Annotated in this window: 11 protein-coding genes; 4 read left to right on the top strand and 7 right to left on the bottom strand. The window is 46.8% G+C overall.

Features of this window, described 5'->3' with window-relative positions; translation table 11 throughout:
* Nucleotides 1-322 precede the first annotated feature (322 nt).
* A complete protein-coding gene (locus SPB21_RS24590) occupies nt 323-1,705 on the top strand; it encodes a collagen-like protein (protein WP_499867915.1) in 1,383 nt (460 codons plus the stop codon).
* A gap of 233 nt (nt 1,706-1,938) precedes the next feature.
* On the opposite strand, the gene SPB21_RS24595 is transcribed toward SPB21_RS24590, so the two are convergent.
* Entirely contained in the window at nt 1,939-4,932 is a 2,994-nt protein-coding gene (locus SPB21_RS24595) for an SdrD B-like domain-containing protein (RefSeq protein WP_499867916.1), read from the bottom strand.
* A gap of 905 nt (nt 4,933-5,837) precedes the next feature.
* Nucleotides 5,838-7,073, bottom strand: a complete 1,236-nt coding sequence (locus tag SPB21_RS24600; RefSeq protein ID WP_499868741.1) for a BaiN/RdsA family NAD(P)/FAD-dependent oxidoreductase — start codon at nt 7,071-7,073, stop codon at nt 5,838-5,840.
* Between the two features lie 539 nt (nt 7,074-7,612).
* Here SPB21_RS24600 and SPB21_RS24605 point away from each other — a divergent pair.
* On the top strand, nt 7,613-8,650 hold the full coding sequence (locus tag SPB21_RS24605) for a PDDEXK nuclease domain-containing protein (protein WP_499867917.1): 1,038 nt from the start codon (nt 7,613-7,615) through the stop codon (nt 8,648-8,650).
* A 101-nt stretch (nt 8,651-8,751) separates the two neighbouring features.
* Here the strand turns inward: SPB21_RS24605 and SPB21_RS24610 are convergent, their stop codons facing one another.
* Entirely contained in the window at nt 8,752-9,129 is a 378-nt protein-coding gene (locus SPB21_RS24610) for a DoxX family protein (protein WP_163666130.1), read from the bottom strand.
* A complete protein-coding gene (locus SPB21_RS24615) occupies nt 9,126-9,347 on the bottom strand; it encodes a DUF6737 family protein (protein ID WP_490793736.1) in 222 nt (73 codons plus the stop codon). Before SPB21_RS24615 ends, SPB21_RS24610 begins: the two co-directional genes overlap by 4 nt.
* A gap of 473 nt (nt 9,348-9,820) precedes the next feature.
* Here SPB21_RS24615 and SPB21_RS24620 point away from each other — a divergent pair, with 473 nt between their 5' ends.
* Together SPB21_RS24620 and SPB21_RS24625 are read left to right on the top strand one after the other, a co-directional pair.
* Nucleotides 9,821-10,615: a DUF1838 family protein gene (locus SPB21_RS24620; RefSeq protein ID WP_163701203.1), complete on the top strand. Its 795-nt coding sequence runs from the start codon at nt 9,821-9,823 to the stop codon at nt 10,613-10,615.
* A gap of 136 nt (nt 10,616-10,751) precedes the next feature.
* Nucleotides 10,752-11,540 (top strand): DUF4382 domain-containing protein, encoded by a 789-nt coding sequence (locus SPB21_RS24625; protein ID WP_163701206.1) that lies wholly within the window; start codon nt 10,752-10,754, stop codon nt 11,538-11,540.
* 135 nt (nt 11,541-11,675) lie between these two features.
* Here the strand turns inward: SPB21_RS24625 and SPB21_RS24630 are convergent, their stop codons facing one another.
* The 3 genes from SPB21_RS24630 to SPB21_RS24640 all read right to left on the bottom strand — a co-directional run bounded on the left by SPB21_RS24630 (nt 11,676) and on the right by SPB21_RS24640 (nt 14,059).
* Entirely contained in the window at nt 11,676-12,314 is a 639-nt protein-coding gene (locus SPB21_RS24630; protein ID WP_163666138.1) for a hypothetical protein, read from the bottom strand.
* Between the two features lie 735 nt (nt 12,315-13,049).
* Nucleotides 13,050-13,262, bottom strand: coding sequence for a hypothetical protein (locus SPB21_RS24635; RefSeq protein ID WP_163666140.1), 213 nt, complete (start codon nt 13,260-13,262; stop codon nt 13,050-13,052).
* Between the two features lie 284 nt (nt 13,263-13,546).
* Entirely contained in the window at nt 13,547-14,059 is a 513-nt protein-coding gene (locus tag SPB21_RS24640) for a hypothetical protein (protein WP_499867918.1), read from the bottom strand.
* Nucleotides 14,060-14,364: the final 305 nt, after the last annotated feature.

The raw sequence follows: 14,364 nt of genomic DNA on the forward strand, positions 1-14,364 counted from the left end.
CCAATTTGTAACGTGTTTCAGATTGGTCAGGAGCATGAAGACCCCTGAACCCTTAGGCTGCAACCTCTGGCTGGCAAAGCCAATGTGATGTGCAAGCAACCTATAGCCTATCAACTCCTCTTACACATTGCGCTACATCATTCATTCGTAGTCGGAAAAAACTTTGGCCTATAGGGGGTTGTCAAGCGTATTTATGTTGGTTTATCTGGGAGTAACAGCCATTTGACCAGGAATGCATCCCACTGACATTGTGGTCTGTGATCATACCTGGCTACGTGGCTGTCAGCCCCCCTGTGACAGGATTTTTGTTGAGTATTGCCCCATGACTATGTTTTCTGGTTTTCCTTATTTATGGCGATTGAGTTTGACGGCATTAACAGCGAGCACCCTGACGTTGACTAGTTGGGTGTCTTTGGCTGCTATGGATGTCTGTGGCACAGCTGCATTGGCCAGGAGTACCAGGGAATTTGGCCGTGATGGTCGGCATGGCCGGGATGGTAGAGCCGGTCGTAATGGTCGGGATGGCGCTGACCAAACCGTTCGAGTAACGGGTCAACCCCTGAATTTGAATCTATCCGGGACCGATGGAGAAGACGGTGGCTTTGGTGAAAACGCTGAGTGGTTGCGGTGTCGACGGCAGCCCCGCGATGAGCGCCATGATTTGAATGCTGCCGATGGTGGCAATGGCGGTCATGGTGGCAATGGCGGTCGTGGTGGCAATGGCGGTACCCTGACGGTTCAATACACTGACCCCAGTCACCTACGACAGGTTTTAGCAATGGCAGGCGGGGGACGCGGTGGTCGTGGTGGTCGTGGTGGTGATGGTACCTATGGTTGTGAATGTGACGACGAACGCTGGACCGTTAAAGTTTGTGAAAACGGCACCTGCCGAGAAGAAGAGTACGAATGTAATGATGGCCGCGATGGTGCAGATGGCCGCAACGGTGCCGACGGCACAGCGGGTAACATCGGCAAGCTGGTCCTCATCAATCAATTAGAGCCCTTACCCCAAGCAAATCCTGAACAGTCCCATTCAGTTTCCAGTCTGGCGAATAAAACCGTTACTTTGTCCCGTAACCTGTGGGAGACCCGCAGAGGATCGACAAACCTGCTGGCTCCTGGGTCTGTCATTGCCGATGAATATCAGGCCTATAAAGGATTTATTGATCGACAATTTACCCTTGATTGGCAGGCTTCCCAAGACTTGCAAGCCTTTACTGAAACGATAGATTTAACATTACGACCCAATGGTCAAGTCGATATTGATTTTCCTGAAGAGTATTGGCTATTGGGAGAGACCGTAGAACAAGAGACCCTAACTACTTACCGAGTAGATGGCATTGTGCCTGTGGCGGACGTAACCGAACTAGCTATGGGTCGCGTTGATGGTCGCAGCCGTACCTTTGAAGTGAACGTGGTCGATCTGGCCCAGCGTTCTGATGTGTTAGACACACGCTTTGAAGTTCGCTATAGCACCTCAGGCAATGACGGTCGCCGTCGTCGTTATGACGTAGAGTTTGATGGCCCCGTGCCAGATGACTTGGTGCAACAGGACCATAACCGGTTTACCTTAGCCCTGGGCCGATTGCCCATTGCCTCCCAGCTTCTCAGCGGCGGCACCCGGGCTCAAGTGGAGCTCAAGATTATTCGTTCCTATGGGAGTAATGTTGCAGAGCAGACATTGACCTGGAAGGGACAAATTTAGTCACTCTGGATACTACCTTGCAAAAGAGACGGATAGTTTAGGGTTGTTGTTCTTGTCGGGTTAGCATCGCTTGGCACCCATAGTTCAGCCATAGATAATTGCTGAAGCATTAGGTGGTAACAGCTATGGGCACAGCAAACCGCTGTTGCTGCAGCCTCTCCTTTGGAGATATGCAGTCAGCGGTTTGCTATAAAGGTCACAGCCGATTGATCGGCTTGCCTGTGCCTGACTAATTATCCAAGACTAGTCATGGTCTCAGCATGATTACTGGCTGTTGCAGGAATCTGGAAGTAGGCATCTACCATGTCAATCTGACTGCCGTCCACTTTGTTAGCAGAACCATGTTCAATCAGAACGTTACCGTGCTGATATACAGGGGTTTCTTCAAAGCTGGTGTTGAGGCTGGTGATACCTTGAGAGCCTAGGGTAATCAGTTCTCCCTCATCAGTTGTGTGGTTCTCATTGGCATCTTGCCAAAGAATTATGCCACCCGTAAGAATCTCTTGATTACCAATGAGACCGTCACCATTGGTGTCAAATGTCTGTAGTTTGGCAAAACCTTCACCCACTTCACCACCAAACAACTCAGAAATATCGTCGATGATGCCATTCCCGTTGTTATCTACGGCGAGGAATGCATCAGCACCGGAGAGCCAGCCAGATTCAATGGCAGTGCCTGTGCCTAAAAGGTCAAAGGTCCCAATTGTTGCACCCATAGCAGTGGTTTGAACGCCATCACCATTCAGATCAAGGGCAATGGGGCTAAAGAAGTCGTAGTGGGTGCGATCGCGAATCGAAACATCGATATGATCGCCACATAGCTTGTCAGCATCACCGGATACCAGACTAACCGAAAAACGTTCAGTACCCTCATAGTAACCATTGCGCGTGGGGGCATCCCAATCAACGGTGACTTTTTCCTTCCAGGTTTGCACATGGAAGGTTTCAGACTTGGTTTGACCGGCAGCGACTTTAACCTGAATCACGCCATCGTAGTCTTTATGGCCATTCTGGTCATAGACTGTATAGTCCCAGCTAGCATCGCCAGGGCCAATGGCTTTACGATCGTCCCCAGTGTAACCAGCGCGACCTTGGGCGATATAACCATAGGTCTTTTTAATCACCCGACCCCAGCGATTACGAGTATCGTAATAGCCACCCCACATGATGTCTTGATAACCTGCACGGTAATCAGTCGTCATTTTGGCAGAGCCACTGTTTACTTGAACTGTGAAATAGCGATCAACATCACTAACACCATCGAGTTCAACAAAGTAACGTCCTTTTTTGCCTTCATTGATACCCTCTGTACCTACTAACTTGGCACAGACTGCTGTTTTCACTAACCCTGCATCTAAGGTGGAGTTATGTTCACCAGCGGCTAAGGTGACTATTTGAGTCATGCCATTGTCAGGATTAGCGTCGGAATCAATAGCATCGTTGTTGCTGCCGCTGCTAGCAACCAACTTAATGTCATCCAAACGGGCTCCACGACCATAGTTTTGAGCGATACCAGTGGATAAAAATTCCAGCTGTTTTGTGGTGCCGTCACCCTCAAATGTAACGGTATAGGTTTTCCAGTTGAGCCCTGAACTCTGAGTGCCATCTTCTTTGACCTCTAGAAGTGTTGCACCATCTAAACGAACCTCTAGGGCATTGACATCGGCATTGTACCCTGGTCGGGCTGCTGACTGGAATGTGAGGGTATATTGCTTGCCTGTTTCAGTCGCAATATTCCGATAAATTTGACTGGTATCGTTGTAATAATTCAGTCTGTCATCATTCAGCTCGATGTGGTTGTTCCCATCTGCTGAGTGGTTATAGTGCAGCTCAAGATAACCGTCCTTTGACCGCCATCCTTCTAGGGGTGCTTTAATAAAACTGCCATTGCTGACGCTTTCAAAGCTGGACTCAAAGACGACTTCTTCTGTTGTCATGTCATCAGCATTAGCTTGGGTAAATGTATAACCCTGGGGTAAGTGAGAGAATGTGACTTTATATTCTTCACCCGCATTGAGGTTTGTGAAAGCGTAATTGCCGTTAGCATCAGTGACAGTTTCAGCCGTGGTGTCGTCAGCATTCCCAATGATGCCATCTGCACCACCGCCCGTCAGGGTGACTTTGACATCTGCAACGCCTTGTTCACCCGCATCTTGTATGCCATTTTTATTGGTGTCGTACCAAACGCGATCGCCCAGGCTTGCAGTTGCTTCAGATACAATTCCTGCATCAATGGTGCTGTCGTACTCACCAGGGTCTAGGGTGATTTTGTGAGTAAGACCTGTGGTTGTATCTGCATCTGAATCCAGGGCATCATTACCGGTGTTGGCATCGGTAAATTCAAATCCATCAGGTGTTTCAAACTGAACTTTATAATCACCAGCAACAACGGTGAAATGATACTCACCATTGCTATCAGTAGTGGTAGAGTCGATCACCTCATCAGCTTCTATAGTGCCATCACCATCAACATCGGTTAGTAGATTGACGGTTGTTCCTGCAACCCCCACTTCTGTCACATCTTGAATGCCATTACGGTTGCTGTCAACAAATACTTTATCGCCTAGCTTGGCTAGCTCAATAGCCGCAAACTGGACCTGTGCATCAGGTGCACCATCACCATCTGTATCGGGAACAATAATAATCCCCATTTTTTGACCATAGCTCGGAACAAACCCCTCACCATTGGCACGAGCTGCTGCAACAATCTCATCTACTCGTTCCTGTTGCCAGTAGTCCCCTTCTTCACCAATGCCACCAGCGGTAGAGTTTTCATCATCAATTAATGTCCAAACAGCCCTCTGTAGGTCTGCCCAAGTGTAATTCCCAGAACCACTAGGGGAGGTTTGCTGAGTAAAATCCTGATTGATAATCCAGTTTAGTAAGTCTAGATTTTCAGGTTTTTCGATGAGACCCTGACCCACTAATTCATCGGGTAAGGGTTCGTAGCTGGAATAAACTTTGGCAGAATAGCTACTCCCCACTTCATTGGTGTTGGCATCGATGATACCGTTGAAGTTTTCATCTACACCAAACCCAATATCTCGGTCGCTATCGATACAAAAGCCACCGTATGTGCCATTTAAGACACCTCCATCTTCAATCACAAGATCCACATATGTTGAATCGTTAGGATCGTTAGGATCACTATAGTGACGGTGAATACGATTGATAGCCTTCAATGTTAGCTGCTCAGGCAAAGCAGCACCTAGAGATTTGATATCCATTTAAATCGTGTTCCTTGGTGTGTTGAATTTGCTAGCAAGATGGTGAAGCGAAAACAGTTATTGACGGCTTACACCTACTACTGGGTCAGGCAAAAGAAGGTCCGCCAATTCAGCTCAACAAAGAGATGCAACCTTGTATTTTTGGCAGGCAGATCAGTTAACTTCTTCAACATTGGCAGATGCCCATTGAGAAGCTATTGCAGATTTAAATAATCTGGAAAATGGGCTTTAACGATAACTAAAGCTAACCATGCCAGGACGTAGAAACTCTGTCAGTTTCTGAATCTTATGGAGGTCCCCCTAAGACTCGAAGATATAGTTGTTGCATATGCTGTGGCAATAAACAAGATATGCACGAATTTGAAGCTGTATGCTGGTAATGAGGTGTTCGAACGCAAAGAAAGTTGTTGACATCCTTTGTTTTATCTTGTTTATGTGCACTTGGAGCATAGTAACTGTTTCGCTGTCACATCACTAATATAATGGTTATTTGTATGTAACTCTTTAAATATAATACGAAGCATAAGTGGTTCCTCTATGAACTCAACAACAAAATTTGGTTTGCTTCGGTTCGTCTATTTATGAAGGATACAGTCTTCAAAGAAGATAATATTGATCTTTGAAAAGGCTTTGGGGGTAAATGTTTCCTGTATTCAGATCTTTTAACACACTACAAAGTATTTTGATTCTTTTGTGAACTCAGCAATTAAAGTTGTTTCTACGGATTTGAATGGCAAGATGTTAACCATTTCTCGTGCTAAGTTGCTGTGTTTCTTCAACCGGAAAAATCTCTGTTTTTGTCTCTGTTTTTGTAATGTTGAATTAATGGTGCCTTTTGAATCGTGCTTATAGGTTGATTATCTATGATATTTGCGTTGCATGCATATTTGAATGCGTATGGGCCATCAAAGGTGTGACGAATTGATCCCATGGCCTGCTAGCCAGCCTGTTGTCCAGGCACTTTGGAAGTTAAAACCACCGGTAATGCCATCAATATCTAGAATCTCTCCTGCAAAGAAGAGTCCAGGGCAGAGGCGGCTTTCCATGGTTTTAAAGTTAATCTCTTTGAGGCGAACGCCGCCGCAGGTGACAAACTCTTCTTTGAATACGCCCTTGCCTTGGAGGAAGTATTCTCCTTGGCAGAGCTCTTGGGTGAGTTTGTTGATGGCTTTGTTAGACAATGTTGTCCATTGGGCTTGGGGATCAATTTGGGCGCGTTGGACAAAATAGATCCAAAGACGTTTGGGGGCCGGTGTGGGATTGTGATTTGCGATCGCACGTTTTCCCCCTTCCTCCCTAGCAGTTTGCAGCAGTGCTCGCACATTATCCTGTGTCAGCTGGGGCAACCAATTAATCAGCACAGTGCCTTTATATCTCTGCCCGTGGAGGGCACGCGCACCCCAGGCCGATAGTTTCAAAACGGCTGGGCCGCTGAGACCCCAATGGGTGATCAGCACTGGACCTGTTTGGGAAAGGGGTTTCTTTTGGCCCGGCAGTTTGAGTTTTACCTCTACGGGGTCCATGGAGAGGCCGCTGCGCTGCCTTAAGGCGGCATCTTTAATGGTGAATGTAAACAGAGAGGGAACCGGTGGCTCAATGGTGTGGCCCAGACTTTTGGCAATGCGGTGTCCCTGGGGACTACTGCCGGTGGCCAGGAGGATGCGATCGCACTTCACATTGCCCTCCTTTAGCCCCACTAAAAAACCTGGTTCTGTTGCGGTTACCTGTTTCACAGGCGAGCGAGTTTTGATGATGATGCCTGCTTTCAGGGCAGTTTTTATCAAGCAATCGACGATGGTGGCAGAGTCATCGGTCACGGGAAACATGCGTCCGTCCGCTTCTGTTTTGAGTTTGACGCCATGGTTGCGATACCAGTCAACAGTGTCTTGGGGCTGAAACCGAGAAAATGCGCCGCGCAATGCTTTGCCGCCACGGGGATAGTTCTGCACCAGCTGGGCAGGTTCAAAGCAGTGATGCGTGACGTTGCAGCGGCCACCGCCGGAGATGCGCACCTTGGCTAGACACTCGGGACCGGCTTCATAAAGGGTGACGACGGCGTTGGTGTGGGCATGGGCGATTGCGATCGCGCCAAAAAAACCTGCTGCACCGCCACCAATGACTATTACTCGTTGCTTTTCCACGCTCTGGCTATATATACCTAACAATGGTGGGCAAGGCTGATTCTGACGGACAATGTTTCTGTAGATGTCAGGCATTGACCACACTACATGGTTTTGAATCGTTTTTGTTGCCTGATGGGTCGAGGGTATCCATGGGACATGGGACGCATTGATGGAATTTACCCTCATTCATAAGAAAATTTACATTTTGTACTTTTATTAGCTTATATTAATGAATGTGAAGGCATCTCAGATTTCTTTAGTAGAAGTCAGGATGCTAAATAGTGATGATTGCCTTGGCTGTCTAAGACCTTGAGGGTTTTGGACAGCCAATTTCTTTATTGGGGGTATTGTTACAAAAAATATAAATTTTTTCAAAACGTAACAGATGAAGCATGACTACTAAAGGTCAGATCCGTTGCACTCAGCCAATGTAGACAGGCCACTATCTTGGTCTCAACCCATGCAGACATGGCCGCTGGTTGAGCGCAGTCGCAGTCAGCAAGTGGGGCTATAGTGAGCTAAATTTGACGCCAAAGACTGCTCTTCGCTTGCCACCCATGGCTAATCCCCTGTCACCCGATAACTACCGCCGATTTTTACAATCCCTCAAGGATCGTATTCGCTCGGCCCAGGTTAAGGCAGCCTTAGCCGTCAATCAAGAATTGATTCTGCTCTATTGGCAGATTGGACGCGAAATTTTAGACCGTCAACAGCAAGAAGGTTGGGGCACTAAGGTCATTGATCGCCTCGCTAAGGATCTCAAACGCGACTTTCCTGAAATGACTGGCTTTTCGTCCCGTAACCTCAAGTACATGCGTTCTTTTGCCGATGCCTACCCTGATGCTCAGCTGGTGCGCCAGGTGTTCTCACAAATTCCCTGGGGCCATAATGTCCGACTGTTGGATGCCCTCAAAGATCCTGAAGAGCGTCTTTGGTATGCGCGCCAGACCATTGAGCATGGCTGGAGTCGCAATGTGCTGCTTATGCAGATTGATCAGGGGCTACACCATCAGAAAAGCGCAGCCATCAACAATTTTGAGCGTACGCTGCCGCCGGACCAGTCCGATCTGGCTAAAAATCTCATTAAAGATCCCTACAATTTTGACTTTCTAACCCTGGCAGCCGATGCCCAAGAGCGAGACTTGGAGCAATCTTTGTTAGGCCACATTCGAGATTTTTTGCTAGAGCTAGGTGTGGGCTTTGCCTTTGTGGGTAGCCAATATCCCATCCAGGTGGGTAGCAAGGAGTATGCCATTGATTTGCTGTTTTACCACCTGAAGCTACGCTGCTTTGTGGTGATTGACCTGAAGCTAGGTGAGTTTGAACCGGAGTTTTCCGGCAAGATGAACTTCTTTGTCTCGGCAGTCGATGATCTGCTGCGTCATGCAGATGACCAGCCTACGATTGGCATGATTTTGTGCAAGTCCAATGATGTGACGGTGGCGGAGTATTCTTTGCGGGATGTCAACAAGCCGATTGGTGTGGCCACCCATCGGCTGGGGCGTGAGCTACCGGCGGATTTGCAAGGGACGCTACCCACCGTCGAAGAACTGGAGCAACAATTGGACAATGCGCAACTCCCTGGGGCGAGTTGAGTGAGTTGTGAGCGATCCTATCAGTCAGGATGTCGTATCGGACTATGGTTCAGGGCCGTATGGTTAACCCCTAGAAAACCCAACACTCAAAATTCAAAAGACTAATGTTTGAGGGCTCTATCTAAACTCACAGCCCCTGCACCAGCATCAATCACCATGAGCAGTCCACCGATCAGGCCTAAGTTCTTGAGAAATGAATTGATCTGAGTAGGGTCTGCTACGAAATTGTGAAACATGAGCGACGCTGGAATTAGAAACAGAACCAGCAGCAGTGCGCCAATTTTGGTCTTGTAACCCAGGAGTAATGACAGACTCCCCAGGAGCTGAAAAGTGATGGTTGCAGCCGCTAATAGACTGCCAAGGGGCAAACGCTGACCCAGCATGTCAGCAAAATCAGAAAAGCCCATCAGATGATTAATGCCTGCTTTTAGAAAGATCAGCGCTAAGCAAACACGGGCGGCAAGGGGTAGATACTTCATAGGTCAGATTGGGTGGTTTTGTATTGCTTTGGGACTAAATATAAAAACAAATACCACCAGACGAAAATCACGAATGCAACAGGTGTTGTAATCCACCAGCGATGCAGCCATATCCAGCTAATTGTAGGGATAGCCAGGCCAGTTAAAACGATGGACCAGGGTTGGCACCACCAAGGTTTTAGCTGCCATAGGGATTGGGGATTTTTGGATGTTTCCATGGATAACTCAAGACACCACACATGCTTAGGGTAGCTTGGGCCGCTGACCGCTATGGCAAAAAAAAAGCGGTTGAAACAGCGTAAAGCTGTCTCGCCCGCTCCTTGTTAACCCACCCCAGGAGCTGCCCATCATAAAACAGACAACCCCGGTTCTGAAATTGCCAGCATCGACAGACACTAGCAAAACCTAGGAAGCTCAGTAGCAGGCATTGCCCTGGTAACGAAGGGTTAATGCGCTGACTTTCACATTTCTTGCCTAAACATCTGTACCTTTCAATGTTTCACAACTGGAAGAAACGTGTTGAACTATCAACTTGAGTTAAGAATCCCATGGAAAGATAACAAATAGGTGTAATTACTTATTTTCTTTATAATTGCTCCCTATTGGTAGCCCTTGATACTTTTTTCATTTCTTCCTAGGTAGGATTAAGGTAAGCCTGAACTCAGGGTGATGTTTTTTGGGGATGTTACTGATGACTGATTTAGATCGTGCCTACGATGTCAGTAACCTGGACTTTTATCGTCATTACCATGGTAAGCAGCTTTATTATCGATGGGAGGGAACGGTGTGGTGGCGACTGTCACCTGAAGCGCCGTTAGAGAAGATAGTTGCGATCGCAGGCATGAATGCCACCAAAGTATTCCTTTGCTCTGGTGAAAATGGCGAGTATGGCCACCGTATTAATCGAGAGCTAGGCCTCTATTGCGATCTAGACACTGGCGATGTACTTACCCAGTGGCAACCCTTTCCCAATCGGCCACCCGTATCCGTAGTACCCATTGCCAACCGAGTTGTGCAGGGAGATGTCAGCCCCAAAACGACGACGATTCCTGCGGGGCAACCTTACCTAAAAAAAGTCCAGGAGATACCCCTCACCTATCCCCATCCCCTGGCTGACGATCCTCAGTATCGCGAACACTGCCCTGGGCCTACATTTCAAGGCACCGAATATTTCACAACCTACGCTGTCCGCCCTGGAGTGACAGCGCCCACCCCCCTTTGGGCTCGCGATTGTCCCTGGCTCCCATGGATGAAGATGGGCTATGAGCATCCTGCTCGTCTGAGATTTGAAACCACCATTCAGCGAGTGGAAACTTTTGAAGAGCTTAATCCAAAATTAATTGAAGTAATTCGTCAGCGTGTACCTATTTATGAGCACACCCCAGATACCATCGACGAACCCAACGTTACCAGTACGACTTATTTCAAAAAATATTTTGATGCCTATCAAGCAGGTGAAGAATTTCCCATTAGGGAGGCTGAATAATAAGTCGACAAGACCTGGCTAGGGAGATTAGGCGAGTTTAGAATAGAATTTCTAATAATAGGCGTTTGTCCCCCTAGGGGGCATTGAGAGATCAGGGTAACAACGTTTCAATTAGATGGCTGTTTGAGGAAGAACTATGTCTAGAAACTGGTTGTTGCATGTGGCTGTTTTCCCGCTCTTGTTAGGGGGAGTTGCTTGTACCCAGTCACCTGAGGCTAAAGTCGGTACCCTAGAATTAAGGGCTAATGGTGAAGACTTTATTCGACAGGGGTTTACTAGTAAAGATGGCTGGCAAATTGAGTTTGACCATGCCTATACCAATATCCAGGATGTTGTTGCTTACCAGACATCGCCTCCTTTTAATCCAGATGCTGATGTAGAAATTACAGCTCAAACCAACACTGTGCTAGCAGATGCCGCCAATGTGGATCTAGCTGAGGGGGATGCAACTGCTGCACCCATTTTGGTAAAACAGGTAGAGACGCCAGCAGGTCGCTATAACGCTCTATCTTGGAAGTTAGTTTCAGAGGGTGAACCATCCTTGGTATTAATCGGAACAGCAACCCGTGATGGTGAAACCATTCCTTTTGAAATTGCCATGAATCCGTCGTTAGAATTCTTCTGCGGCGATTTTATTGGTGATGAGCGTAAAGGGATTTTAGATCCTGAAGGAACGGCAGATGTGGAAGCCACGTTTCACTTTGACCATCTGTTTGGTGATATTGATATACCTGCAGATGAGGTCCTCAATCGCGGGGCGCTGGGATTTGACCCGTTTGCGGCTTTAGCACAAGATGGTGTTGTTAATGTAACTCCTGAAGACTTGGAGGCACGGCTGACCAAGGTGGAGAAACTTCAGCTCGCCGACATCTATAAAGGCTTAGGACACGTAGGAGAGGGACACTGCCGCGCAGAGGAAATCTAAGGAGACTGTCGGGTCAGATTCGTAGCGTGGTGAGTGATCCTCCATTTTTGCTTAGTAATTAAAAAAAGCTAGCCCATCAACCTGCTGAACGCCTCTAACAGGTTGATGGGCTATTTACTTTGAAATAAAAATAACTCAACTTATGGAGAAGTAATCAACACGCTCAAAATATGAACGCTCAAATTTAACAGCATTCAAAGAATTAGGAAGAAACCCAAAAAACTCCAGTTTTATATCTTGAAAATTTTTCCCAGACATGGGTGATAAGTCGGGAATCCAAATGGCAGGAATATAAATATCCTGTTCAACTAAAAAATCTTCAGTGAACAAATAGGGACTACCCATATCTTCTTTTTCTGTTGACGTTAAGCTTGATCGAAAAGTCAAATCCTCATCATGGCTACAAATCATCTCTTCTTGACAAAGACCATTATCATAAAACTTGTAGACCAGTTCACCTGAAGTATCACAATTAAAGTAATACAAGGCTTGGCTTGCTAGTTCCTTGGAGAGAAGTTTGGCATCTTCTTCATAGCCTGAATATGTTTGCCCCTTTAGATAGCGAATAATTGTCCAGGGATGTCCCTTAAATTGAATGAGAATGAGCCCCTGTGAAGGTATATCTACAGAGGTTGCGTAAACATCTGTATACCAATGCTTGACTTGTTTGATCTGGGTTAAGGTTTCAGCAACTAATTGAAGCGGTGCACGCACAAGAGTCATCAAAATATGTATGTCACTAGTCTCACTTCCTCTTAATTTCTGGATATCCATTGATGTTGCCCTAGTCTATGCGTAATGAAGCCCCCACGAACACGACGGCGCATGGAGGCTTCGGTTTAGATATAAAGGGTCAAGTAGTACAGGTTTCTGTCTACTTAGATATACGGTTCGCTATAGGAGGTTATTCCATACTATGCTTTGTCCGCGAACCCACTGTATGTTGCGATGGTTTGTATACACCCTTTTTCAGCACAAGCCTATCGTCTCCTCACACAGTCATCAATTTTTAGTCGTATGTGTCAGCGATCACTGTGAAATGCTCCGATAGAGTATTAACTAAAGGATTCTGAGGAGATAGTGCACCGTTGTCCAGTGAGTTCTGACGCTGGATAATTGGTCTAGTGAATCTTGAAAGTGTAACAGCACCCAAAACAATCAACTGAAGAGTTCTTCTAAATTCAACACAACTTCTAATTAGAGTTGTTTTATGTAAGGTGAACCTACTATAAACAGGGCTCTCTATTGCAAGTGAGAAGAGGTGTCAGTGATTCGTTTGGGTGCTGTCTTTGACCCGTCAAACGATTCTATCGAGATATCTATTGTTAGACCTCCTTTCGTTATGACCATGAGCCTTTCAGCCCATGTCCTTAGGATATTCCGACAATGTTTGAAAAACTCTTCTCTGATACAAACGTTAATGTTGTTATTTGTCATTGTTTTCCCTGTGAAGCAGTGAGATAACTCTATGGAGTGTGATAGTTGATGGTGTTGCTGGTTGTGATATCACTATTTTTGGGGTTTTTGTTGCACCCACTGCGATACGCCTTTGGCTGCGTCCTGATAGTCCTTGAGCGCTATTAACACTCCATTCAGCTTTTCTTGTGAATTTACTTTGTTCAGATTAGAGAAGGCTGACATCGCTTGCTTTAGCTGACGATCTGCGATCGCAAGTATGGTTTTTCGTTTTGCTAATTCTGGTTCATATGGATCAATGGGCATTGTCTTTTCCTTAAAACTGAGTGGATCATCAGAATTATTCAGTCATATTTTCCCAGCATCAGGTTCCATTAATTTAAAAAAAGCCCCTACCAGTAGGGTAGAGGCTCTAGAGTGTGTGTTGTAGGGAGAGTCTGAATAGAAAAGGGTGCCCTGAAATAATGAAGCATTTCACAGATTACGGAGTCTGCACCGGGCATCCAGAATTTTTAGTCGGAGCACCGCAACAGTTCGGCCCCAGGCACCCAAGCTTGTCAACCTGAGCACCGCAACAGCTCAGCAATCTGTTAGCGGACGGACTTAGTACGAGCATCTAGAGCATCGAGGCGTGCTTCCTGGATGTTATCAACAGCTTTGGTACGAGCATCCAATGCTTCCAAACGAGTGGCTTGGATATCCTCAACCGCTTTAGATTGGTTGTTAAGGTGCTCAAGACGTAGCTTGTGAACACTGTTCTTAGTGCGAGCATCCAGGGCGTTGAGCCGAGTCTCTTGGATGTTATCAACGGCTTTGGTGCGAGCGTCCAGCGCATTTAAGCGAGCAGCTTGAATGTTATCGATAGCCTTAGTGCGGGCATCCAGGGCGTCAAGGCGAGCGGCTTGGATATCTTCGATAGCCTTGGTTTGGTTGTTAAGGTGCTCAAGGCGTAGTTTATGGACGGAATTCTTAGTGCGGGCGTCTAGCGCTTCGAGGCGAGCGGACTGAATATTGAAGCTAGCGGGCTCAGCGGCGGCAGCGATGGGTGCGATCGCAGCGGAGGCAACGAGAACAGTTAAAGCGGAAAGAAGTGTGCGTTTCATGGTTAAAGCTCCTTATGAATTCGTGAAGTGTGTTTACTTGCTTCATTGATTACAAGGATGCCGGGGCTACCTGAACGCTATCTGACCGTAAACTGAAGGTTGCTTAAGGGGTTTCTGAATTTGGCTGAGGAAATGTAGTGATATGGGTCACAAGGGTGATTGTGGGTTGTGTTGGCGGAGCCGCTCCAGCGGAGCATCGCAACTGCCCAATATCTATTCAATATAAGAAGCCCCCACAGCTACTAAGACCCATGGAGGCTTCGAGTTAAATATAGAGGGTGCCTAAATAAATTTAGGTAAGTAAT

It is taken from the genome of Leptothoe sp. ISB3NOV94-8A, assembly GCF_043421595.1.
Classification (GTDB): domain Bacteria; phylum Cyanobacteriota; class Cyanobacteriia; order Phormidesmidales; family Phormidesmidaceae; genus Leptothoe; species Leptothoe turfae.